General features: G+C 68.5%; 23 protein-coding genes. 12 read left to right on the top strand and 11 right to left on the bottom strand.

Translation table 11 applies throughout. The features are described 5' to 3' along the window. Window positions 1-11 precede the first annotated feature (11 nt). Together DEQ92_RS03645 and DEQ92_RS03650 are read right to left on the bottom strand one after the other, a co-directional pair. Window positions 12-1,913 carry a DHH family phosphoesterase gene (locus tag DEQ92_RS03645; RefSeq protein ID WP_115804692.1) on the bottom strand — a complete coding sequence of 634 codons (1,902 nt, stop codon included), beginning with the start codon at window positions 1,911-1,913 and terminating at the stop codon, window positions 12-14. Window positions 1,914-2,018: 105 nt separating this feature from the next. Next, a complete protein-coding gene (locus DEQ92_RS03650; protein WP_050458846.1) occupies window positions 2,019-2,873 on the bottom strand; it encodes a fructosamine kinase family protein in 855 nt (284 codons plus the stop codon). Window positions 2,874-2,975: 102 nt separating this feature from the next. Between DEQ92_RS03650 and DEQ92_RS03655 the strand changes: the two genes are divergently transcribed. Next, on the top strand, window positions 2,976-3,461 hold the full coding sequence (locus tag DEQ92_RS03655; RefSeq protein ID WP_004977600.1) for a Mov34/MPN/PAD-1 family protein: 486 nt from the start codon (window positions 2,976-2,978) through the stop codon (window positions 3,459-3,461). Next, on the top strand, window positions 3,458-3,886 hold the full coding sequence (locus tag DEQ92_RS03660; RefSeq protein ID WP_004977601.1) for an adenylyltransferase/cytidyltransferase family protein: 429 nt from the start codon (window positions 3,458-3,460) through the stop codon (window positions 3,884-3,886). Before DEQ92_RS03655 ends, DEQ92_RS03660 begins: the two co-directional genes overlap by 4 nt. A 127-nt stretch (window positions 3,887-4,013) precedes the next feature. Here the strand turns inward: DEQ92_RS03660 and coxB are convergent, their stop codons facing one another. After that, window positions 4,014-4,775, bottom strand: a complete 762-nt coding sequence (gene coxB / locus DEQ92_RS03665) for a cytochrome c oxidase subunit II (RefSeq protein WP_004977602.1) — start codon at window positions 4,773-4,775, stop codon at window positions 4,014-4,016. Window positions 4,776-4,937: 162 nt separating this feature from the next. On the opposite strand from coxB, the gene DEQ92_RS03670 reads away from it, so the two are divergent. From DEQ92_RS03670 to DEQ92_RS03685, 4 genes are all read left to right on the top strand, one after another. Then, entirely contained in the window at window positions 4,938-6,344 is a 1,407-nt protein-coding gene (locus tag DEQ92_RS03670; protein WP_115804942.1) for a heme o synthase, read from the top strand. Between the two features lie 24 nt (window positions 6,345-6,368). Continuing rightward, the gene (locus DEQ92_RS03675; RefSeq protein WP_049905256.1) at window positions 6,369-7,025 is read left to right on the top strand and encodes a hypothetical protein; all 657 of its coding nucleotides are present in this window, start codon (window positions 6,369-6,371) and stop codon (window positions 7,023-7,025) included. Between the two features lie 66 nt (window positions 7,026-7,091). Next, window positions 7,092-7,325, top strand: coding sequence for a SelT/SelW/SelH family protein (locus DEQ92_RS03680; protein ID WP_004977605.1), 234 nt, complete (start codon window positions 7,092-7,094; stop codon window positions 7,323-7,325). Between the two features lie 12 nt (window positions 7,326-7,337). Beyond that, complete coding sequence (locus DEQ92_RS03685; RefSeq protein WP_050458844.1) at window positions 7,338-7,742, top strand: metal-dependent hydrolase; 405 nt, start codon at window positions 7,338-7,340, stop codon at window positions 7,740-7,742. A gap of 45 nt (window positions 7,743-7,787) precedes the next feature. Here the strand turns inward: DEQ92_RS03685 and DEQ92_RS03690 are convergent, their stop codons facing one another. After that, window positions 7,788-8,810: an aldo/keto reductase gene (locus DEQ92_RS03690; RefSeq protein WP_115804691.1), complete on the bottom strand. Its 1,023-nt coding sequence runs from the start codon at window positions 8,808-8,810 to the stop codon at window positions 7,788-7,790. A 52-nt stretch (window positions 8,811-8,862) separates the two neighbouring features. After that, window positions 8,863-9,084 (bottom strand): hypothetical protein, encoded by a 222-nt coding sequence (locus tag DEQ92_RS03695; RefSeq protein WP_115804690.1) that lies wholly within the window; start codon window positions 9,082-9,084, stop codon window positions 8,863-8,865. Between the two features lie 79 nt (window positions 9,085-9,163). Between DEQ92_RS03695 and DEQ92_RS03700 the strand changes: the two genes are divergently transcribed. After that, on the top strand, window positions 9,164-10,162 hold the full coding sequence (locus DEQ92_RS03700) for a Gfo/Idh/MocA family protein (RefSeq protein WP_115820424.1): 999 nt from the start codon (window positions 9,164-9,166) through the stop codon (window positions 10,160-10,162). A 32-nt stretch (window positions 10,163-10,194) separates the two neighbouring features. Here the strand turns inward: DEQ92_RS03700 and DEQ92_RS03705 are convergent, their stop codons facing one another. Then, window positions 10,195-11,589, bottom strand: coding sequence for a sorbosone dehydrogenase family protein (locus DEQ92_RS03705; protein WP_115804688.1), 1,395 nt, complete (start codon window positions 11,587-11,589; stop codon window positions 10,195-10,197). Window positions 11,590-11,730: 141 nt separating this feature from the next. On the opposite strand from DEQ92_RS03705, the gene DEQ92_RS03710 reads away from it, so the two are divergent. The 3 genes from DEQ92_RS03710 to DEQ92_RS03720 all read left to right on the top strand — a co-directional run bounded on the left by DEQ92_RS03710 (window position 11,731) and on the right by DEQ92_RS03720 (window position 13,816). Next, on the top strand, window positions 11,731-12,678 hold the full coding sequence (locus DEQ92_RS03710) for an ABC transporter ATP-binding protein (protein WP_115820425.1): 948 nt from the start codon (window positions 11,731-11,733) through the stop codon (window positions 12,676-12,678). Next, window positions 12,675-13,430 (top strand): ABC transporter permease, encoded by a 756-nt coding sequence (locus DEQ92_RS03715; RefSeq protein WP_115820426.1) that lies wholly within the window; start codon window positions 12,675-12,677, stop codon window positions 13,428-13,430. Before DEQ92_RS03710 ends, DEQ92_RS03715 begins: the two co-directional genes overlap by 4 nt. A 101-nt stretch (window positions 13,431-13,531) precedes the next feature. Beyond that, complete coding sequence (locus tag DEQ92_RS03720; RefSeq protein ID WP_004977618.1) at window positions 13,532-13,816, top strand: hypothetical protein; 285 nt, start codon at window positions 13,532-13,534, stop codon at window positions 13,814-13,816. An 87-nt stretch (window positions 13,817-13,903) separates the two neighbouring features. Here DEQ92_RS03720 and DEQ92_RS03725 read toward each other — a convergent pair whose 3' ends face one another. The 3 genes from DEQ92_RS03725 to DEQ92_RS03735 form a co-directional block, all read right to left on the bottom strand. Next, window positions 13,904-14,701 (bottom strand): ZIP family metal transporter, encoded by a 798-nt coding sequence (locus tag DEQ92_RS03725; protein ID WP_004977619.1) that lies wholly within the window; start codon window positions 14,699-14,701, stop codon window positions 13,904-13,906. Window positions 14,702-14,945: 244 nt separating this feature from the next. Next, the gene (locus DEQ92_RS03730) at window positions 14,946-15,698 is read right to left on the bottom strand and encodes a hypothetical protein (RefSeq protein WP_004977620.1); all 753 of its coding nucleotides are present in this window, start codon (window positions 15,696-15,698) and stop codon (window positions 14,946-14,948) included. A gap of 210 nt (window positions 15,699-15,908) precedes the next feature. After that, window positions 15,909-16,169, bottom strand: coding sequence for a hypothetical protein (locus DEQ92_RS03735; protein ID WP_115820427.1), 261 nt, complete (start codon window positions 16,167-16,169; stop codon window positions 15,909-15,911). A gap of 207 nt (window positions 16,170-16,376) precedes the next feature. Between DEQ92_RS03735 and DEQ92_RS03740 the strand changes: the two genes are divergently transcribed. Both DEQ92_RS03740 and DEQ92_RS03745 read left to right on the top strand, forming a co-directional pair. After that, window positions 16,377-18,470 (top strand): acetate--CoA ligase family protein, encoded by a 2,094-nt coding sequence (locus tag DEQ92_RS03740; RefSeq protein ID WP_115820428.1) that lies wholly within the window; start codon window positions 16,377-16,379, stop codon window positions 18,468-18,470. 26 nt (window positions 18,471-18,496) lie between these two features. Next, on the top strand, window positions 18,497-19,600 hold the full coding sequence (locus DEQ92_RS03745; RefSeq protein ID WP_115820429.1) for a phosphotransacetylase family protein: 1,104 nt from the start codon (window positions 18,497-18,499) through the stop codon (window positions 19,598-19,600). 53 nt (window positions 19,601-19,653) lie between these two features. Here the strand turns inward: DEQ92_RS03745 and DEQ92_RS03750 are convergent, their stop codons facing one another. After that, window positions 19,654-19,842, bottom strand: coding sequence for a hypothetical protein (locus DEQ92_RS03750; protein WP_004977625.1), 189 nt, complete (start codon window positions 19,840-19,842; stop codon window positions 19,654-19,656). Window positions 19,843-19,881: 39 nt separating this feature from the next. Then, window positions 19,882-20,988 (bottom strand): Xaa-Pro peptidase family protein, encoded by a 1,107-nt coding sequence (locus tag DEQ92_RS03755; RefSeq protein ID WP_115820430.1) that lies wholly within the window; start codon window positions 20,986-20,988, stop codon window positions 19,882-19,884. Window positions 20,989-21,014 lie beyond the last annotated feature (26 nt).

The raw sequence follows: 21,014 nt of genomic DNA on the forward strand, positions 1-21,014 counted from the left end.
CGACTGCGACCTTACGCCGTCGTCGACAGCTCTTCGTCGATGTCGGCTTCGGCCATCTTCTCGACGAGGCTGTCGATGACCTCCTCGCGCATGCCGCTGACGAACTTGATGGAGCCGACGACGAGGTGGCCGCCGCCGGAGACGCCGCCCCCGACGACCTCCTCGTTCAGTTCGGCGACCATCCGCGGGATGTCGAGGCGGACGCCGTCGGAGCGGAGGACGGCGAAGTCGGGACCGTAGCCGATGGTGATGACCGGCTCGCCCGTCTCCTGGACCTTGCGGTCGTGGAGCTTGCCCGTGGTTTTGCCCGGCGCGGGGTAGGTAAAGCGGTGGGCCCACTTGTCGAGGTCGATGCGGTAGAGGTTGGCCCCGCTGTCGAGGCGCTCGTGTTCGAGGTGCGGTTCGGCCGCTTCGAGCTGACGGTCCACGTCGCGCTCGGCGCGCGTCGAGAGGAACTCGACGAGCTCGCGGTGTCGCTCCTCGTCGTCGCAGCCGACGTTGAGCACGTCGTTGACGATGGACGCGCCGTCGTTGTAGCGCAGCCAGTGGGCGGCGTAGTCGAGCGCCTCGCCCACGTCGAGGAGCTGTTCGCGGTCGTAGCCCTCGTCCTCGGCGAGCGCGATGTAGTTGTCCATGACCTCCGCCTTCGAGCGGTCCGACAGCCCGGCGACTGCGGGGACGTGACGCAGTTCGTCGGTCACGTCGGGGTGAATCATCCGCGCGAGTTCGACGCACATCATGCCGGTCGTGATGCGGTAGTCCTCGTCGTGGAGGTACGGGTTGACGTGCGCGTCGAGGAGGGGGTTGACCGCCTCGGGGTCGGGGTGGTGGTGGTCGACGACGGCGATGGGCACGTCGTAGTGCGCGAGGTTCTCGTAGGCGGGCACGTCCTCCTCGGTCGACCCGTTGTCGAGCATGAGCAGGAAGGGGAGCCGCTGACCGTGGCGGGCGCGACCTTCGAGCGCGAAGTTCAGGTCGCGGGTCACGTCCTCCATCTCGTAGAACGGGGCCTTGCTCGGCAGGCGCTTGAACAGGTGACGCGGCGCGTCGGGGTCGTCGTGGACCTCGGTGATGAGGCGTTCGAGGGCCAGCTGGACCGGAACGGACGCGCACATGCCGTCGCCGTCGGCGTGGTGGCGGACGCGAATCGGGCGGCCTTCGAGGACCGTCCGGCGGAGCAGGCGCGCCACGTCTTCGAGGTCGCCGCGGAGCTTCTCGAACGCCGGCCACTCCACGAGCGGTTCGACCGGCTCGGGCTCGGCGCGCTCGTCGAGCGCGGCGTCGATGCGCTGGCGGGCGTCGGCCGCGGTCTCGTCGTCGAGAACCGTCAGCCCGTCGACTTCGAGCTGGCGGGTGCCCTCGTGGTCTTCGACGGTTCCGGCCATGCGGACCACGTCGTCGAGGTCGACTTCGGGGAACGCGCGGACGCCAGCCTCCTCGAAGGCGGCGGCCGCGACGATGCCGGAGTCGTCGGCGATGCGGAAGACCGTCGGGCCGCCGGTCTGTTTAATCTGCGTGACGACGCCCTCGACGGTGACCGAATCGCCGACTGTAAGGTCGGAGATAGGCGTGATGATCGGCTCGTGGTCGACGGTCAGGGTGCGGTAGTCGTCGGGCGTTTCCTCGGCGAACGCGATGTCGCCGTTCTCTCGGACGGATTCGAGGCGGACGACCAATCGGTCGCCGACCTCGTAGTCGGTCGAGAGGTTGGACTCGTGGATGAGACCGGAGACGGAGTCGGAGATGTCGACGAAGATGCCGTACTCCACGACGCCGTTGACGACGGCGTGGTAGTAGGCGTCGGTCTCGACGTCGTCGGCGGTACAGTTCGGTGCGAGATCGTAGACGATAGGTCGTGCGTCCGAATTCGGACCCGAGTCGTCGCCGGAATCCCCGGCGTGCTCGTCGCTCATGGTCCCGCTAGGTCAGGGGGTAGTGTTAAGCTTTACAAAAGCATCTCACGTGCGCGACCGGTTCCCACGACTCGATTCGCCCCGAAAACTGCGGGGACCCGGGCGTCAGTACCCGAGTTCGTCAAGCGCGTCTTCGACCGACGGGACGTAGTCTCGTCCGAAGACGCGGACGTGTTCGAGGAGGGGAAACAGCGCGTAGACGGGCGAGCGCTCCTCGAAGAAGCCGTCGGCGATGGGTCGGGACTCGTCGTAGGCGTCGAAGAAATCGTCGCCGGCGGCGTCGAACCAGTCGATGTAGGCGAGTTCGACCTCGGGGTGGCCGTAGTAACACGCCGGGTCGAGGAAGGCGACGACGCGGTCGTCGCGGACGCGGAGGTTCGCGCCCCAGACGTCGCCGTGGACGAGTCGGGGTGCCGCCGGCTCGACGAGGAGCGCGTCGAGGTCGCCCGCGACCGACTCGATTCGCTCGGCGGTCGCGTCCGGGAGTCCCGAATCGAGCGCCGCATCGGTCCACGGGAGGAGGCGCTGGTCGCGGAAGAACTCGACCCACGAGTCGGTCCACGGGTTCGGCTGGCGGTACGGGCCGGAGAGCGTGTCGTAGGGGAAGCCGAACGCCGGCGCGGTCGTCTCGTGGAGCGCGGCGAGGTGGGCCGCGAGGTCGCGCTCGGCGGCGGGGGTCAACTCGGACGAACCCTCGACGTAGTCGAGGACGAGCAGGTCGGGGTCGGCGTGGTGGACCGCGGGGACCGGGAGCCCGGCGGAACCGAGCGAGTCGAGCATCGCGGCCTCCACATCGAGCGGCGTGTCGCCGACCTTGGCGACGACGGGGTCGCGCCCGTCGAAGTCGAGACGGTAGACGCGCCCGACGTGCCCGCCGTCGAGCTCGGTCGTCGCGGTCGGCGGCGCGTCCGCGGAGAGCGCGTTCGTCGCTCGGGCGACGAGATCGGAATCGAGCGTCACACCCGAGTTCGGGCGAGCACCGACCTCAGTATGGCGGTTCCGTTCCGGCGACCGACTCGGCGTTCCGGAACCCTTAGATGGAGCGCCCGCGGACGGTTCGGTATGCGACTCTTCCGGTCGCGGGAGGTCGTCGGCATCGCCGCCGACGCCCTCGACTTCGCGCTCGAAGCCTCTGCGGAGACGCATCCGAACGAGTACATGGGACTCCTCCGCGGCGAGGACGCCCGCCGACTCGGCGTCGACCGCGACGGCTACGTCGTGACGGACGTGCTCATCATCCCGGGGACCGTCTCAGACCCCTACAGCGCGACCGTCAGGAACGACCTCGTGCCGAACGACTTCCGCGCCGTCGGGTCGATTCACTCGCACCCGAACGGCGTCCTCAGACCGAGCGACGCCGACCTCGACACCTTCGGGAGCGGCCGGGTCCACATCATCATCGGCGCGCCCTACGGCCTCGATGACTGGGAGGCGTTCGACCAGTCGGGCGAGGTTCGCGACCTCGACGTGCTCGACGTCGACCTCCCCGACCCCGAATCGTTCTTCGACTTCACGCAGGACGACATCGACGCGGAGTTGGACCGATGAGACGGGTCATCGCCCAGGGGACCTTCGACATCCTCCACCCCGGCCACGTCCACTACCTGTCTGACGCCGCGTCGCTCGGCGACGAACTCCACGTCATCATCGCCCGCGGCGAGAACGTGACGCACAAGCCGAAGCCGATACTCGACGACCGCCAGCGCCGCGACATGGTCGCCGCGCTCGACGTGGTCGACGAGGCCCACCTCGGCCACGCCGAGGACATCTTCGTCCCTATCGAGAAAATCGACCCCGACGTCATCGTCCTCGGCTACGACCAACACCACGACGAGGCGGGCATCAAAGCCGCCCTCGACGCCCGCGGTATCGACTGCGAGGTCACGCGCGCGACGCCGCGCGAGCAGCGCCACGACGACGAACTCCTCTCGACGGGCCGCATCATCGACCGCATCGTCGAGCGGCGCTGCTGAGACCTCGCCCGCCTTCGAGGCACGACCCGATTCGATTCCGACGTTTCGAAGCATTCTCCGACGGCCGAACGCGACGAGCGCGAGCGTCGTCACTCGGCGGGGAGCGTCGAAAGAGAAGGGTGGTCCGTTACTGCGTGGAGTTCGTCGCGGTCGAGTTCGAGCCGCCGGACGACGACTCGCTGTTGGCCGACTGCTGCTCGTCGAGCCAGTTCTGGTACTCTTCCTGTGAGACGACTTCGACGGTGAAGTACATCTGAGAGTGCGCGACGCCGCAGTACTCAGTACAGTAGCCCTGGTAGGTGCCTTCCTCGTAGGCGACGGTCTTGATGGTGTTCGTCGAACCCGGCATCGCGTCCTGCTTGAGGCCGAGTTTAGGGACGTGGAATCCATGTATCACGTCCGTTGCGGTCACCTGGAAGTAGACCGGGCGGTCCTTGGGGATGACAATCTCGTTGCCGGACGTGAAGTTACCCTCCTCGGGGTAGTACATGTTCCAGCCCCACTGGTAGGCCTCGGCCGTGACGACGACCGGGTCGTCGTCCATGGCGATGTCGTTGCCCTGGTGCGTGACGTTTTCGTTGGCCAGCACGCCGTAGGAGGCGACGCCGACGAAAAGCAGGATAATCGCTGTCGCGATGGTCCACGTGATTTCGAGCCGGCGGTTCTCCTTGGTCGGCAGTGCGCGCTCGCTGTTGCGGAACTTGATGACCGTGTAGAGGAGGATGACCTCCACCAGCACGGTAATCGGGATAGCGACGTACAGCAGCTTCCCGTTGAGCTGATTGATAAGTTCCGACGTGGCGGACGCCTGCGCGGCGGCGGGGGTGGCAACGAGCGCCATCACGACCGTCGCGAGCAGGGACGCGAGCGCGAAACGCGTCTTTCTCATGCTGAGCGAGACTTAGGAACAACCGCATAAATGCATACCGACTCTCGGCCCGCCGTTTATCAACCCGCCCCCGCCATATCGGGGGGAGCGGCACCCGAACGCGAGGCGGAAAAGCGCGGGTCCTAAATACGGGACGGCCCAACAGGCCCGTAGGTGAATTTCGTGGCCACGAATCGCGATTCGAACACGTTCCACGGCCTGCTCGCCGCGACCGCGATGGGCGTCTATCTGCTGCTCATCGTCGGCGCGACGACCGCGCTCACGGACGCGACCGCCGCGTGTAGCGCCTGGCCCGCGTGCGGAGACGGCTTTTCGCTCCCCGCGACGCTCGACGGCTGGGTCGCCCTCGGCCACCGCGTCGCGGCCGTCCTCGTCGGTCTCCTCACGCTCGCCACGCTCGTCTCGGCGTGGCGGACCGACACGTCCCGCCGCGTGAGAGCGACCGTCACCGCGTCGGCGGTGCTCTACCCGGCGCAGGCCGGTCTCGGCGCGGTCGTCGCCACCGTCGGCGTCGGCCCCGCGCTCTCGACGCTCCACTTGGTTCTCGGGATGGTCATCTTCGGCGGCCTCGTCGCCGCGCTCGCGTGGACGCTCGAAGCGGCCACCGGCGACCCCGACGACGCGCCGGTCGGCACCCCCTCGATGAGTCCCCCGACCGACGACGGCGAGCGACCGCCCGTCCCGACCAAGCCTGTCGCCCGCGCGAAGGCGACGGTCAACGCGTACTTCCGGCTCATGAAGCCGCGGCTGATGTGGCTCCTCTGTCTCGTCGCGTCGGCGGCGATGGCGCTCGCCGGCACCGTCTCGCCCGGCCTCACGCCCGAGGTCATCGCGGCGACGCTCGGCGGCGGCGTCCTCTCTATCGGCGCATCCGGCACGTTCAACCACGTCCTCGAACGCGACGTGGACCGTCGGATGCAGCGGACCAGCGACCGGCCGCTCGCGGTCGACCTCGTCCCCGTCCGCAACGCCGTCGCGTTCGGCCTGCTCCTGACGGTCGCGTCGGTTGCGCTGTTCGCGTCCGTCAACTGGCTCGCGGCCGTCCTCGGCGTCGTCGCCATCGCCTTCTACAGCGTCGTCTACACGCTCATCCTGAAGCCAAACACGGTCCAGAACACCGTCATCGGCGGCGCGGCCGGCGCGCTTCCGGCGCTCATCGGCTGGGTCGCCGTCACCGGCGACATCGGCCTCGGGGGCGTCGTCCTCGCCGTGGTCATCTTCCTGTGGACGCCCGCGCACTTCTACAACCTCGCGCTGGCCTACAAGGACGACTACGCCCGCGGCGGCTTCCCGATGATGCCCGTCGTCCGCGGCGAGACCGAGACGCGAAAGCACATCCTCTGGTGGCTCGGCGCGACGCTCGTCGCCGCGGCCGGCCTCGCGGTCATGGACGCCCTCGGGGTCGTCTACCTCGTGACGAGCATCCTCTTCGGCGGCGCGTTCCTCTACTTCGTCGTGCGCCTGCACTACGAGCGCGACGACACCGCCGCGTTCCGGGCGTTCCACGCCTCGAACGCCTACCTCGGCATGCTGCTCCTCGCCATCGTCGTCGACACGCTCGCCCTCTGAGCCCCGACCGCTACTCCCCCACACATGGCAACCGCATCCGCACTTCCCCGCCCCTCGCGGGCCAGTCTGCTCCGCGCCGCCTTCGCCGTGAACACGACGCTGATTCTGGCGTTCGTCTACCTGCTTTTCACCGAGGCGAGCGTCGGCGCGCCGCGGTACGCGCTCTACGGCGTCGCGTGGGTCATCGTCGGCCTCTGGGTCATGTTCGACACCGACGTGGCACCGGCCTCGGCCGCGACGAAGCGCAAGGCGGCCGCCGTCGCGGTCGGTTACTTCGCGCTGTTGGCGGTCGCCGGCGGCCTCGTCACCTCGCCCGTGCCGGGCGGGACCGACGGCCTTCGCGTCGCCTTCCTCCCGCCGGGGTGGGGTCCGGCGCTCGTCTACGGCGGCGACCTGTTCAACCTCGTCCTCATGCCGGCGCGCGTGGTCGGCTACGCGGCGCTCGCGTTCCTCGTCTACGACACGGTCGTCGAGGCGGCGGGCGCGGCCGTCTCCGGGGTCGTCGGCCTGTTCTCCTGCGTCTCGTGTTCGTGGCCCATTCTCGCCTCGGTCGCCACGAGCGTCTTCGGCGGCGGGACGGCCATCGCGGCGACCGTGACGACGCTCTCGTACGACCTCTCGACGCTGGTCTTTCTCGTCACCGTCGTCTTGCTCCGGTGGCGGCCCGGCTTCGGGAAGTGACAGTCGCGGTCGCGGCAGCGGTCACTCGCCCCCTCGCTTTTACGCGCTCGCCGTGAACGTCCGACCATGACAAGCGTCGAAATCGAATACTGCGTTCCCTGCGGCTTCCTCGACCGCGCCGAGCAACTACAGCACGCGCTGCTCGAACAGTTCGGCGACCGGCTCGACCGCGTGGCGCTCGTGACGGGCGACCACGGCGTTCTCACCGTCACCGTCGACGACGAGCGCGTCTGGGACAAGTCGGAAGACGAGTTCGACCCGGACCTCGTGCTCCGGCGGGTCCGTCCGCACGTCGACTGAGCGGGGCGGGACGTGAAGTCACTCGAACACGCCGTCGTCGGGACGGTCGCCGGGGCGGTCGCCGCGGTCGCGTTGGACCCGCCGGGGAGCCTGCCGCTTCTCGTCGCCGGCGCGGTCTTCGTGAGCGTCTTCATCGACCTCGACCACTTCGTCATCGCCCGCGTCCAGCGCGGCGACTGGGCGAACCTGCGGCTCGCGGTGACGAACCCGCGGGTCGGCCTCCTCGACCAAGAGCGGGTGTTCGAGGAGTTCGGCACCGACTTCAACCGCAAGCGACTCCTGAGCCACCACCTCGTCGGCGGCGTCGCGGTCGGCGCGCTCGCGCTCTCGGGACTCGGGTCGCTCGCGGCGTTCCTCGCGGTCGTGCTCTACGTCCACGTCGTCTGCGATTTCCTGCGAGACCTCGGCATCGCGTGAAAAGAGTCGAACGCCGGTCCGGTCGCCCGCGCCGCCCGCGGTCGCTTAGTGGCCCCAGCGCCGACCGTCTTCGTCGTAGCGGGCGTTCATGATGCGCTCCCACTGGTCGGTCGAGATGTCCACGTCGGCCGCGCCGACGTTCTCGTCGAGTTGCTCGGTCGTCCGCGCGCCGACGATGGGGACGACGGTCGCCTCGGGGTAGTCCATCAGCCAGCGGAGCGCGACCTGCGCGGGGCTGGCGTCGACCTCGTCGGCGACCGCGCGAATCTCGTCGAGCACTTTCCAGCCGCGCTCGGAGACGTAGAACCGGTCGAACCGCTCGTCGAACGACCCGCGCGCGCCGTCGGGCGCGACGTACTCGGTGGGGTCGTCGGGGTCGGCGCGCTCGTACTTCCCCGTGAGGAAACCGCCAGCGAGCGGCGAGTACGGACAGACCGCGACGTCCTGGTCGCCGCAGACGTCGAGGTAGTCTTTCACGTCCTCGTAGTAGCCGGCGTGGAACAGCGGCTGGGTCACGTCGAAGCGGGCGTAGTCGTGCACGTCGGACTTCCACAGCGCCTTCGTGAGCTGCCACGAGGCCATCGTGGACGCGCCGAGGTAGTTGACCTTCCCCTCCTCGACGAGGCCGTTGAGCGCCCGGAGCGTCTCCTCGATGGGCGTCTCCTCGTCCCAGCGGTGGATGTAGTAGAGGTCGAGGTAGTCCGTGTCGAGTCGGTCGAGCGTGCCCTCGATCTGGTTTCGGATGTGGGTCCGCGAGAGGCCGCGACCGTTGGGGTTGTCCTCGTCGAACGGGAAGTACACCTTCGAGGCGAGGACGTAGTCCTCGCGGTCGCGCTCGGCCAGCCAGTTGCCGATGTACTCCTCGGACGTACCGTTCGGGTTGCCGTAGACGTTGGCGGTGTCGATGAAGTTCCCGCCGCGCTCCTCGAACGCGTCGAGGAGTTCGTGGGCCTCCTCCTCGTCGGTCTCCAGGACGCCGCTGCTCTTCCGTCCGAACCGCCACGTGCCGAAGCACAACTCAGAGACGCGGGTGCCGGTCGACCCGAGTCGTCGATAGTCGAGGCTCATGGTCGATGCCACGACGGCGGGCGACTAAAGCGTGCGAGTAGCGGCGAGACGTTCAGCCTTGTTCGTCGGCGTCGGGCGATTCGGCACGGGTCGCGTCCGTCTCGAACAGTTCGCGCGCGACCGGCGCGCCGCCGAGCGCGAGCGCGAGGAGGAGCACCGCGAACCCCACGGTGACGAACCCCTGTGACGGGTTCTCGGCGAGCGACGTGACGTGGAGGACCCCCCCGACCAACGCGAGTACGACGGCGAACCGCTGGAGGACTGCGTCGTCCATAGCCGACCCACGCCGGTCCCCCGGTAATTCCTTGCGACTCGCCCGCACGCTTTTGCGGCTTCCCCGCGACTGGTACGGCATGTTCAGAGTCGCAGGTATCGGCCTCGGAAGCCTCGGCGTGCTGGAATGCCGCCTCCTCAACGAACTCGACGGCGTGCGCGTGGTCGCCGGCGTCGACCCCGTAGACGAGGTTCGCGAGCGATTCGGAGACGAGTTCGACGTGCCGATCTACGAGACGACCAAGGAACTGCTGGACGCCGAGTTCCTCGACGCGGTGACCATCGCCTCGCCGCACACCAAGCACTTCGACCAGGCGCTCGCGTCGCTCGACGCCGACCTCCACGTCCACCTCGAAAAGCCGATGGTGACGGACCTCGGCGGCGCGCGGGCGCTCGTCGACCGCGCCGAGGAACGCGGCCTCACGCTCGCGGTCGGCTATCAGCGGCACTTCGACCCGCGGTTCCACGAACTGCGGCGCGTCGTCGACAGCGGTCGCATCGGCGACCCGCACATGGTGGTCTGCCACCTCGAACAGGAGTGGATTCGCTGGACGAAAGACGAGTGGCGCGGCGACCCGTCGCTGTCGGGCGGCGGCCAACTGTACGACTCGGGGTCGCACCTCCTCGACGCGATGCTCTGGGTGACGCGCTCGAAACCGGTGACGGTCGCCGCGGCGGTCGACCACCGCGGCCACGACGTGGACGTGAACTCGGCGCTCGCGGTCGTCCTCGACCGCGACGGCGACCGCCTCACCGCGAGCGTGGGCGTCTCCGGCGACGGACAGAGCGTCCCCGACCCCGGCGAGTCGCTCCGCGTCATCGGCACCGAGGGGATGGTCGCCTTCGACGGCGAGACCATCGAGGTGGCCGAGGGGGGGATGACCTACACCGCCACGCCGCCGACGCCCGACTTCGAGGAGTTGACCCGGAAGAAGCTCCGGAACTTCGTGGACGCCGCGCGCGACGAGGCCGACCTCGCCATCCCGGCCGAGGACGCTCTCCGAGTGACCGCGCTGACCGAGGCGGCCTACGAGTCGGCGACGACGGGCAGGCGAGTCAACGTCGACGGCGACGCCTGAGTCGCGGGCGCTGGAACGACCTGCCCCCGACCTCAGACGCCGGTCAACCGGTTCAGCGCGCCCGACGACCCGGTGACAATCGGCCGCCCGCTGGTGCAGACGTACAGTTCGCCGTCGGGGGCGCGGCCGAACGCGAGGACGTTCGTCCCGCCGTCGTCGCGGTCCGTCACGGGAATCTCCGCGATGTCCCACGGCCGCGACTCGCTCGGGCGGGCGGCGAACAGTCTCCCCTCGGACTGCCAGTCGGCGAAGACGTACGCGCCCGAGAGCGCCGGAATCGACTCGCCGCGGTAGACGTGGCCGCCGATGACGGCTACCCCGGACGGCCCGTCCCCACTGTGGGGGTACTCCAGCACCGGGTCGAGAAGCGGCGCGCCGTCGGGCGTCTCGGTCGGGCAGTCGTCGGCGCGGAAGCAGTGTGCGCCCTCGCGGACGTTCCAGCCGTAGTTGCCGCCGCGCTCCAGGAGGTTCACCTCCTCCCACGCGCCCTGTCCCACGTCGGCGACGTAACAGTCCTCGCCGTCGAACGAGAGCCGCCACGGGTTTCTGAGCCCCCACGCGTACTGCTCGTCGAGGCCGTCGGAGCCGACGAGCGGGTTGTCCTCGGGGATTCCGTACGGGCGGTCGTCGTCGCCGGAGACGCCGCCGGTCGAGTCGACGTCGATGCGGAGGACGCTCCCGAGGAGGTTCTCGGTCACGTCCTGTCCGTTGCCGCCCGCGACGGCGTCGTACCAGTCGTCGACGTGGCCGCGCCCCTCGTCGTTCGCGCCGCCGCCGTCGCCCGTGGCGACGTAGAGGTAGCCGTCCGGGCCGAACGCGACGGCTCCGGCGTTGTGGTTCGACTGGGGTTCGGGGAGTTCGAGCAGCACCCGCTCGGTGTCGGCCGAGACCGTCGTCGCCTCGGGGTCGACCGTCAGCTCGCTCAGGACGAACGTGTGGCTGTAGTTCGAGGGCGTCCCCGAGCGTCGCGGGGCGCTGTACCGCAGGTAGAGCCGCCCGTTGTCGGCGAAATCGGGGTGGAAGGCGACGCCGAGGAAGCCGCGCTCGTCGTAGCCGTTGAGGTCGACGACGCGGTCGGTGATGTCGAGGTACGGTTCGCTCTGTAGTCCCGAGTCGTCGTGCAGCCAGATTCGACCGGGCTGGTCGACGACGAACCGCCGCGACCCGCCGAACGCCTCGGGGACGGCAACGTCGACCGGCGAGGCGAACCCGGTCGCCAGTGTCTCGTAGGCGACTTCGAGGCCCGCGAGTGAGCCGTCGGACCCGCCGTTCGCGGTCGCGGTCGCCCCGTCAGTCTCGTCTGGCGTCGCGTCGCTGTCGGTCGTTCCCCCGGCTCCGTCGTCGGTCGGGGCGCTCGCACAGCCCGCGAGGCCGCCGAGGAGGGTCGCGCCGGTCGCGGCGAGGAAATCGCGTCGGGAACCGTTCATGTCGACGTAGAGCGGCGCGACCGGAGTAAGGCTTGCTACGACCGAGCTGGCGAGCCCTCTCCCGTTCGCCCACGGCCCCGCGACTCGAATCGAGCGGCGATTCCGAATCCCTTACCACCCGATAGTGACGACGGGTACGACATGGACGCGGTACTCGCCGCCGACGACCTCAGGAAGTCCTACGGCGACGTGGAGGCGCTCTCGGGCGTCTCCCTGTCGGTCGCCGAGGGAGAGGTCTTCGGCCTCATCGGTCCGAACGGCGCGGGGAAGACGACGCTGGTTCGCGCCCTCACGGGCACGACCGCGGTGGATTCGGGGTCGGCGGCCATCCTCGGGCGCGACCCGACCGAGGTCGACCGCCAGCGCCTCGGCGTCCTCCCGCAGGAGTTCCGACCCGCGGGTCGGCTCTCCGCCCGCGAACTCGTGGCCTACTACGCTGGGCTCTACGACGACGCCCGCGACCCCGACGCGGTGCTCGACGAGGTCGGCCTCGCCGACGCCGCCGACACGTGGTACGAGAACCTCTCGGGCGGCCAACAGCGCCGCGCCTGCATCGCCCTGACGCTCGTCAACGACCCCGACGTGCTGTTCTTGGACGAGCCGACGACCGGCATCGACCCCGCGGGCCGCCGGTCGCTGTGGGGGCTCGTCGAGGACCTCGCCGCCGGCGGGACGACGGTGTTTCTCACCAGCCACTCGATGGAAGAGATAGAGCGCCTCGCCGACCGCGTGGGCCTGCTCAACGCGGGCGAACTCGTCACGGTCGGCGAGCCGGACGACCTCGTCGCCGAGTACGGCGGCGAGAGCCGCCTCGTGGTCCGGACCGACGGCGACGCCGACGCGGCCCTCGGGTCGGTGTCGCTCCCGGCCGCGCTCGACGCGACGGTGTCGGGAGACGGCATCACCGTCCACGGCGTCGGCCCGCGCGACATCGGCGACGTGGTCGCCGCCTTCGACGACGCGGGCGTCGTCTACGAGTCGCTCGTCTGGAAACAGCCCGGCCTCGAAGAGGTCTACCTCTCGTTGACCGGCGAGCAGTTCGAGGCGGCCCGGCCCGCCGCGGCCGCCGCGGTCGGAGGTGACAGATGAGCCTCGCCGCCCGCGTCCGCGCTGAGTTCGTCGCCTCGTGGCACGCGTTCCTCCGGCGGCGGACGGCGGTGTTCTTCACGTTCTTCTTCCCCGCCATCATCGTCGTCATCTTCGGGGCGCTCGTGCAGACCCAGCCGACCGGCGGCGGCCTGTTCGCCGAGCCGAAGGAGTACTACATCGCCGGCTACCTCGCGGTCGTCGTGCTGTTCACCCCGCTGTCGCGCGTGGGTAGCACCATCGCGCGCCACCGCGAGGGAAGCCGCTTCGAGAAGCTGGCGACGACGCCGCTGTCTCGGGCCGAGTGGCTCCTCGCGCACTCGCTCGTCAACGTCGTCGTCATCGGCCTCGCGGCGCTGTTGCTCCTCGCGCTGTCGGCGCTCGTGACCGGCGCGTCGATTCCGCTGACGCCCGCGACGCTCGCCATCGTCCCCTTCGTCGCGCTCGGCGTGACGCTGTTTTGCGGCCTCGGGGCCGTCATCGGGAGCGTCGCCGACTCGCAGGACGGCGTCATCGCCGCGAGCAACGCCATCGCGCTTCCCCTGCTCTTCCTCTCGGAGACGTTCGTGACGCCCGACCTGCTCCCGCCGTGGTTCGTCCCCGCGCTGAATCTCTCGCCGCTCACGTACTTCGCCCGCGGCGTCCGGTCGCTCACCTACGGCGGCGGCGACTGGGTCACCAACCTCGCGGTGCTCGCGGTGCTCGCGGTCGCGTTCTTCGCGGCGGGCACGGCGGCGATTCCGCGGACCGACTGAGCCGGCGCACCACCCGCCCGCGGCGCTCGGGGGCGCTCGCGAGGGCGTCCGACGCGCCCGCAAACTCAAGCCTTAACCCGCGGCCGACCCCACGTGGGGGCATGGTCGAAACTGAGACGTACACCATCGAAGGACCGGACGGAGACACCGAAGCGCTCGAACTCCCCGCGGGCCTCGTCGACATCTTCTCGGAGCAGGGCGAAGACCCGACCGACGTCGTCGCCGACGTCGTCGTGCAGGCGTTCGCACAGCAGGCCCACGTCGTCGCTCACCACAGCGAGGGCGGCGCGCCGGCCGACATCGCCGAAATCAACGAGAAGATGGAAGAGCTGTTCGAAGAGCGCTTCGGCGTCCCGCTCTCGGACGCGCTCGGCCACTCGCACTAAGTCGAGTTCGCGGTCGCTGTTTTCTCTGCCGTTCCGAGTCGAAGGCGAGAGCCGCGCGTCTGAGCCGTCGTGGCGGGTCCGCGGCGCTCAGATGAACGCCAGCGGGACCATGATAGCGAAGCCGGCGGCGAGTCCGGCGAGCAGTTCGACCCGACCGCCGCGCGGGAGGCGCTCGCCGAGTTCGAGCGCCTCGGGGATGAACTCCGTGAGGACGAGAAAGACCATCGCGCCCGCGGCGAAGCCGAAGCCGAACGGGAGGAACTCCCGCGCGATGCGGACGAAGTAGAAGGCGATGACCGCGCCGATGGGCTGGGGCAGACTAGAGAAGATGGCCCACCAGACGAGCTTCCAGTTCGAGACGTTCATCGACCGGAGCGGGATGGAGATAGCCAGCCCCTCGGGGACGTTGTGAATCGAGATGGCGATAGTCATGAACACCGCGAGCAGCGGGACGACGAAGCCGAACAGCTGGAAGCCGCCGTCGAGGCCGAGGTCGGCGAAGGAGACGCCGACGGCGACGCCCTCGGGGAAGCTGTGGACGGTGAGGATGCCGAGAATCAACAGCAGTTTGCGGAAGTCGGCCTCCTCGTACTGCTTGGGGTTGACCTCCGCGCCCTCGATGACGTGGTGGGCGACGAGGACGAGCGCGACGCCCGCGAGCATCCCGATACCGAGTTGCAGCGGCGTCCCGTTGGCGAGGCCCTCGAAGACGAGTCCGAACAGCGACGCCGACACCATGATGCCCGAGGCGATGCCCCACAGCGCCACGTTCCAGCGGTCGCTCACGTCGGAGACGAAGAAGAACGGAATCGCGCCGAGTCCGGTCGCGATGGCCGTGACGAGCCCGGCGAGAAAGACGAACGCGAGCGCAGAAAACTGGTCCATACCGAACGTAATCATTCGGTGCCGATAAGTATTATCATATTCCATATACTTTTGGTTGGCCTAAAATATGAATTGCAGATAGCTGCGCTCTACTGATTTAGACGGGCCAAAAATCCCCGTCGTATTTATAATCTGCATTCTGATATATTCGTCGTCGAGAGCGATTGCTCGCCGGCGATAGACGGTGAAGAAAAGACGTCGGTTCCGCGGTACACTCGTACCGAGCGCACCGGGCGGAGCGTGTTCAGTCGTCGGCCGGCGACGCGCCCTCCGGCGAGTCGCTGTCGCCGCCCATGGGCGAGACGGGGGTGGCCGCGACGGAGCGGGCCGAACCCATCCAGCGCTCGACGTTGGCCGAGACGTAGTCGCGCGCGCCGAAGGCGACCGCGCCGCCGACGCCGATGGCGAGGGCCGCGGCGATGCCCCACGCGAACGCCTGCGCGATGGTGAACAGGATGGCCACGTCGATGCCCATCGTGCTCAGACCGATGACGACGGCGGTGAAGTAGAGGAACATCCGGGTTCCGACCGCGAAGACGCTCGTGTACGGCGTCTCGGTCGCGGCGCGGGTCCGCGTGATGGCGTCACCGATGAAGTCGGCGACGACGAACCCGAGGACGATGACGAGCAGGCCGGCCACGAACGACGGCGCGTACGACGCCGCGGTCGAGACCCATTCGGAGAACAGGTCGACCGCGAGCACGTCGGCGGCCGCGAGGACGGCGATGGCGTAGACGAACCACTTACCGAGCGTCCCGAACGCGCCCGAGACGGCCTTTTCGGTCCCGCCGAGAATCTTCCCGACGGGCGTCGCCAACACCGCCTTGTCGACCTCGACGCGGTCGGCGACCCGCGTGATGAGTCGGGCGGCGATGCTGCCGATGAACCAGCCGACGATGAGTATTAAGAGCGCGCCCACGAGCCGCGGGACGAACGCGAGCACGGCGTTAGTCAACTCTGCGATGGACTCTGTCAACGTGACTTGTAACGGGTACATTGTTCCGGGTGGAACATCGCGCGCCCGACAGTTAGTTAAGAATAGAAGAACCGTGAATAAAATTATCTCGTAATCGGAACCCTCCGATTTCGCCGATACTCGGAGAAACCGGACGGAGCGGCGGGCTGCGGGTCGAAACGTCCGTTCCTCGTTCGACTCGCTCACCGGCGAGACAGTCTCGGGTGCGGGTGCGTCCGCCGTGATTTAATCTCAGCTTGATTCGTCGCCGCGGTCGCGGGACTCGGTGCGCTCGTCGGCGAGGCGGCCGAGCTGTGTCGCGATTTCTTCCATGGCGACGACGAGCCGAGCGGCGTACCAGAGGACGACGACGGTGACGACGAGGAACACCCACGCGAGAATCTGCTGGGCGATGAGGAGCGCGTAGGCGAGCGTCAACACGAGGAAGACGACGACGGCGACTTTCGCGCCGGTGGACCGATGAAGCGGCGCGTCGGGGGAGGGGTTCGACACAACCCATCGTTTTCAGGGGATGACATTATGTGTTTGGCCGCCGCGGGCCGGCGGTGTCGACCCCCTACTGACGAGCGTAACCGGCCCAATTCTGTGGTATAAATCACGAACCATACCGATTAATTGCGCTACTGTATCGTGCCACCAAAGGCCGTGAGACGCCCCACACCACCGAGTTTATCAGTCAATGACGGGAATCAACAACCAATGGGAGAGCTATCCGAATTGTTCGCGCCGAACCGAATCGCGGTGGTCGGTGCGACCGAGCGCGAAGGAGCAATCGGGCGGGCAATCATGGACAACCTCATCGACGAGTTCGACGGTGAGGTCGTTCCGGTCAACCCCAAGTACGACGAACTGTTCGGCCTGCAGTGCTACGGCGACGTCGGCGAGACGAACGCCGACCTCGCGGTCATCGTCGTTCCCCCGAAGGTCGTCCTCCCCGCGATGAAGTCCGCCGGGGAAGCGGGCATCGAGAACGTGGTGGTCATCACCGCCGGCTTCGGCGAGACGGGCAGCGAGGGCGCCGCCCGCGAGCAGGAACTCCGCGACATCGCCGAGGAGTACGACCTCAACGTCGTCGGCCCGAACAGCCTGGGCATCATGAACACGGACGTCGGCATGAACGCGACGTTCGGCCCCGACATGGCCCTCGACGGCAACATGTCCTTCATGAGCCAGTCGGGCGCGTTCATCACGGCCGTCATCGACTGGGCCAACGACGAGGACATCGGCTTCAAGGACATCGTTTCGCTGGGTAACAAGGCCGTCCTCGACGAGGCCGACTTCATCGAGGCGTGGAACGACGACCCCGACACCGAGGTCATCATCGGCTACCTCGAAGGCATCTCGGCGGGCCGCGAGTTCATCGACTCCGCCCGCGACGTGACGAAGGACACGCCCATCGTCCTCGTCAAGTCCGGCAAGACCGACGCCGGCGCGCAGGCCGCCTCCTCGCACACCGGCACCATCGCCGGCTCCGACGCGGCCTACGAGGCCGGCCTCGAACAGGCTGGCGTCATCCGCGCGGACTCCGTCCAGCACCTGTTCGACACCGCCCGCGTGCTGGGCGACCAGCCGCTCCCCGAGAACAAGGACGTCGCCGTCATCACGAACGCCGGCGGCCCCGGCGTCATGACGACCGACGCCATCGGCGAGTCGGATCTGAAGATGGCCGACTTCACCGACGAGACGCTCGAAGCCTTCTCCGAGTCGCTGCCCGCCGAGGGGAACATCTACAACCCGGTCGACATCGTCGGCGACGCCGACAACGCCCGGTTCAAGGAGGCCCTCGACGTGGCGCTCGCCGACGACAACGTCGGCATGGCGCTCGTCTTGACCTGTCCGACGGCCGTCCTCGACTACAACCAGCTCGCCGCCGACACCGTCGAACTCCAACAGGAGTACGACAAGCCCATCGCCGCCTGCTTCATGGGCGGCGAGCGCGTCGACGCCGCCTCCGACGTGATGAAAGACGCCGGCATCCCGAACTACTTCGACCCCTCGCGCGCCGTCGACGGCCTCGAAGCCCTCTCGGAGTACGCCGACATCCGCCAGCGCGAGTACGACGCGCCCACCGAGTTCGACGTGGACCGCGAGCGCGCCCGCGACATCCTCGAAACCGTCAAGGAGCGCGACGAGACCCGCCTCGGCGTCGAGGCGATGGAACTGCTCGACGCCTACGGCATCGAGACGCCGACGGGCGACATCGTCGACGACCCCGCCGACGCGCTCGACGTCGCGGAGCGCATCGACGGCGACGTCGTGATGAAAATCGTCAGCCCGGACATCCTCCACAAGTCCGACATCGGCGGCGTCAAGGTCGGCGTCGAAAACGAGGAGGTCTACGACGCCTACGAGGACCTCATCACCCGCGCGAAGAACTACCAGCCCGACGCCAACATCCTCGGCGTGCAGGTCCAGGAGATGGTGAACCTCGACGACGGCGTCGAGACCATCGTCGGCATGAACCGCGACCCGCAGTTCGGCCCGCTCATGATGTTCGGCCTCGGCGGCATCTTCGTGGAAATCCTCGAGGACACGACGTTCCGCGTCGCGCCCGTCTCCGAGGCGGAAGCCGAGGACATGACGAAGGAGATCGACGCCGCGCCGATGCTCCGCGGTGCCCGCGGGAACGACCCGGTCGACATCGGCGGCATCACGGAGACCATCCAGCGGCTCTCCCAACTGGTCACCGACTTCCCGGCCATCCTCGAACTCGACATCAACCCGCTCGTCGCGCTACCGGACGGCGTGAAGGCCGTCGACGTTCGACTCACCGTCGACCCGGACGAACTTTAAACACTTCACCACCCTACCATTCAACAATGAACACGGTACTCGTCACCTCGACCGGAGAAAGCACCGGGAAGACCGCAATCACGCTCGCACTCGGCGTCCTCGCCAAGGAGCGCGGACTGGACGTGGGCTACATGAAGCCCAAGGGCACCCGCCTGCAGTCCAGCACCGGCAAGACCCTCGACGAGGACCCGATGCTCGCCCGCGAACTGCTCGACATCGACGCGGAGATGCACCAGCTCGAACCCGTCGTCTACTCCCCGACGTTCATCCAGGGCGCGGTCCGCGGCAAGGAGAACGCCGAGGAGCTTTCGGAGGTCATCTCCCACCACTTCGAGGACATCTCGGCCGGCAAGGACCTGATGCTCGTCGAGGGAGGCGGCTCCTACCGCACCGGCGGCATCGTGGACCTCACCGACGGCGACGTGGCGAACCTCCTCGACGCCGAGGTCATCCTCGTCGCCGACTACCAGCACCCGAGCGACCTCGACGACGTGGTCGCGGCGGTCGAAGACATCGGCCCCGACCGCCTCGCGGGCGTCGTCTTCAACCGCGTGAGCGACGCCTCCTACGACGAGCTCGAAACGGAGGTCGCGCCGTTCCTCGAAGCCCGCGGCGTCCCCGTCCTCGGCGTCGTCCCGACCGAAAAGGACCTCGCGGGCGTCACCGTCGAGGAACTCGCGAACGAACTCGGCGCGGACTTCGCGACCGACGCGCCGACGGACGCCTTCGTCGAGCGCTTCCTCGTCGGCGCGATGGGCGGCGACGCGGCGCTTCGCTACTTCCGCCGCACGAAGAACGCCGCGGTCATCACCGGCGGCGACCGCGCGAACATCCAGCGCGCCGCGCTCGAAGCCCCCGGCGTCAAGTGCATCATCCTCACCGGCGGCCACCGACCCGTCGGGGCCGTCATCGGCAAGGCCGAAGAGAAGGGCGTTCCGGTCCTCCTCGTCAACGGCGACACGCTCTCCGTGACCGACCGCGCCGAGGACATCGTCAGCACGGGGCGCACCCGCGACGAGCGCACGGTCAACCGGATGCGCGACCTGCTGTACGAGCACGCCGACATCGACGCCATCATCGGGAACATCGAACCCTCCGGTGACGGCGCGGCCGACGGCGACGACGAGTAACGACCGACGCGCCGATAGCGTCGACTGCGTTACTGCTTTTTCGGAATCCGGATTCAGACTCCGTTTCCGTCGCGCTCGCGCCCGTCGAGGTAGTCGTTGACGAGCGACGGCGCAACGACGCCGACGGCGAGGAGTGCGAGAAACGAGACCGTGAACTGCCCGGTGGCCGCCTCCACGAGATACGCGACGGGGAGGGCGGCGAGGACGAAGGCGGTGACGACGAGCGTCTGTCGGGAGACCATACGCCCGCCACGTCAGTCAGGAAGTTAACAGCTTTGCGCCTAACAGCGCCAGCCGCGGTCGGTGTCGTTCAGGAGTTCCGCGCCGTCGTCGGTGACGACGACGAGGTCCTCGATTCGGACGCCGAACTCGTCGGGGAGGTAGACTCCCGGCTCGACGCTGAAGACGTTCCCGACCTCGAGTTCGCGGTCGCTCCCGGCGACGATGTAGGGTTCCTCGTGCACGTCGAGGCCGACGCCGTGGCCGGTCCGGTGGATGAAGCGGTCGCCGTAGCCCGCCTCCTCGATGACCTCGCGGGCCGCGCGGTCGACGTCGCCGGCGGCGACGCCCGGTTCGACGGTCTCGACGGCCGCGGTCCGTGCGGCCTGCACGACGCCGTGGACCTCGGCGAACTCCGCGGGCGGCTCGCCGGCGAAGACGACGGTCCGCGTCTGGTCGCTCGGGTAGTGGTCGACGACGGTGCCGAAGTCGAGGACGACCGGGTCGCCCGACTCGATGACGCGGTCGCCGTGGCTGTGGTGGGGCATCGCGCCGTTGGGGCCGGAGCCGACGAGCGGGCCGAAGGGAATCCCCTCGCCGCCCTCGTCGGCGAGGAGGCGCTCGATTTCGGCGGCGAGTTCGTTTTCGGTCATACCGACGGCGTCCGCGCCCATGTCGCGGACGCGCTCGACCGCGCGGTCGACGGCCGCGCCGGCGCGGCGGAGCGCGTCGAGTTCGGCGTCGTCCTTCCGCGCGCGGAGCGGGGCGACGACCTCGCTCGCGAGCCCGAAGTCGGCGTCGGGGAGCGCCGTCCGGAGGTCCTGCGAGAAGCGCGCCCACATCGTGTCGTCGAGGAGGACGCGCCCGCCGGCGAGGTCGAGATTCGAGACCACGTCGGCGAGGGCGTCACGCGGGTCGTCGTCGTCGCTCCACGTGCGCACGTCTCCGACCCACGACTCGGTTCGGACCTGCGTCTCGTAGAGGTCGGGGACGAGAAACACCGGGTCGCCCTCGCGGGGGACGAAAAGCAGTAGGTGGCGCTCCGCGGGTTCCTCGTCGAAGCCCGAGAGGTACAGCAGGTTTCGACTGGGGAACAGTACGGCGGCGTCGGCGTCCGCGTCGGCCAATCGTTCCTGACACGCGCGGGTCCGTCGTTCGAAGGGCGTCATGCGAGTGGATACGGGCGGCGGATGAA

This window comes from Haloferax sp. Atlit-6N (assembly GCF_003383195.1).
Taxonomy (GTDB): Archaea; Halobacteriota; Halobacteria; order Halobacteriales; family Haloferacaceae; genus Haloferax; species Haloferax gibbonsii.

What these genes read in the sequence shown, in the direction of transcription:
- DEQ92_RS03645 (WP_115804692.1), bottom strand. Translation starts at nt 1,913, where the DNA reads ATGAGCGACGAGCACGCCGGGGATTCCGGCGACGACTCGGGTCCGAAT.
- DEQ92_RS03655 (WP_004977600.1), top strand. Translation starts at nt 2,976, where the DNA reads ATGCGACTCTTCCGGTCGCGGGAGGTCGTCGGCATCGCCGCCGACGCC.
- DEQ92_RS03660 (WP_004977601.1), top strand. Translation starts at nt 3,458, where the DNA reads ATGAGACGGGTCATCGCCCAGGGGACCTTCGACATCCTCCACCCCGGC.
- coxB (WP_004977602.1), bottom strand. Translation starts at nt 4,775, where the DNA reads ATGAGAAAGACGCGTTTCGCGCTCGCGTCCCTGCTCGCGACGGTCGTG.
- DEQ92_RS03675 (WP_049905256.1), top strand. Translation starts at nt 6,369, where the DNA reads ATGGCAACCGCATCCGCACTTCCCCGCCCCTCGCGGGCCAGTCTGCTC.
- DEQ92_RS03680 (WP_004977605.1), top strand. Translation starts at nt 7,092, where the DNA reads ATGACAAGCGTCGAAATCGAATACTGCGTTCCCTGCGGCTTCCTCGAC.
- DEQ92_RS03690 (WP_115804691.1), bottom strand. Translation starts at nt 8,810, where the DNA reads ATGAGCCTCGACTATCGACGACTCGGGTCGACCGGCACCCGCGTCTCT.
- DEQ92_RS03695 (WP_115804690.1), bottom strand. Translation starts at nt 9,084, where the DNA reads ATGGACGACGCAGTCCTCCAGCGGTTCGCCGTCGTACTCGCGTTGGTC.
- DEQ92_RS03700 (WP_115820424.1), top strand. Translation starts at nt 9,164, where the DNA reads ATGTTCAGAGTCGCAGGTATCGGCCTCGGAAGCCTCGGCGTGCTGGAA.
- DEQ92_RS03705 (WP_115804688.1), bottom strand. Translation starts at nt 11,589, where the DNA reads ATGAACGGTTCCCGACGCGATTTCCTCGCCGCGACCGGCGCGACCCTC.
- DEQ92_RS03710 (WP_115820425.1), top strand. Translation starts at nt 11,731, where the DNA reads ATGGACGCGGTACTCGCCGCCGACGACCTCAGGAAGTCCTACGGCGAC.
- DEQ92_RS03715 (WP_115820426.1), top strand. Translation starts at nt 12,675, where the DNA reads ATGAGCCTCGCCGCCCGCGTCCGCGCTGAGTTCGTCGCCTCGTGGCAC.
- DEQ92_RS03720 (WP_004977618.1), top strand. Translation starts at nt 13,532, where the DNA reads ATGGTCGAAACTGAGACGTACACCATCGAAGGACCGGACGGAGACACC.
- DEQ92_RS03725 (WP_004977619.1), bottom strand. Translation starts at nt 14,701, where the DNA reads ATGGACCAGTTTTCTGCGCTCGCGTTCGTCTTTCTCGCCGGGCTCGTC.
- DEQ92_RS03730 (WP_004977620.1), bottom strand. Translation starts at nt 15,698, where the DNA reads ATGTACCCGTTACAAGTCACGTTGACAGAGTCCATCGCAGAGTTGACT.
- DEQ92_RS03740 (WP_115820428.1), top strand. Translation starts at nt 16,377, where the DNA reads ATGGGAGAGCTATCCGAATTGTTCGCGCCGAACCGAATCGCGGTGGTC.
- DEQ92_RS03745 (WP_115820429.1), top strand. Translation starts at nt 18,497, where the DNA reads ATGAACACGGTACTCGTCACCTCGACCGGAGAAAGCACCGGGAAGACC.
- DEQ92_RS03750 (WP_004977625.1), bottom strand. Translation starts at nt 19,842, where the DNA reads ATGGTCTCCCGACAGACGCTCGTCGTCACCGCCTTCGTCCTCGCCGCC.
- DEQ92_RS03755 (WP_115820430.1), bottom strand. Translation starts at nt 20,988, where the DNA reads ATGACGCCCTTCGAACGACGGACCCGCGCGTGTCAGGAACGATTGGCC.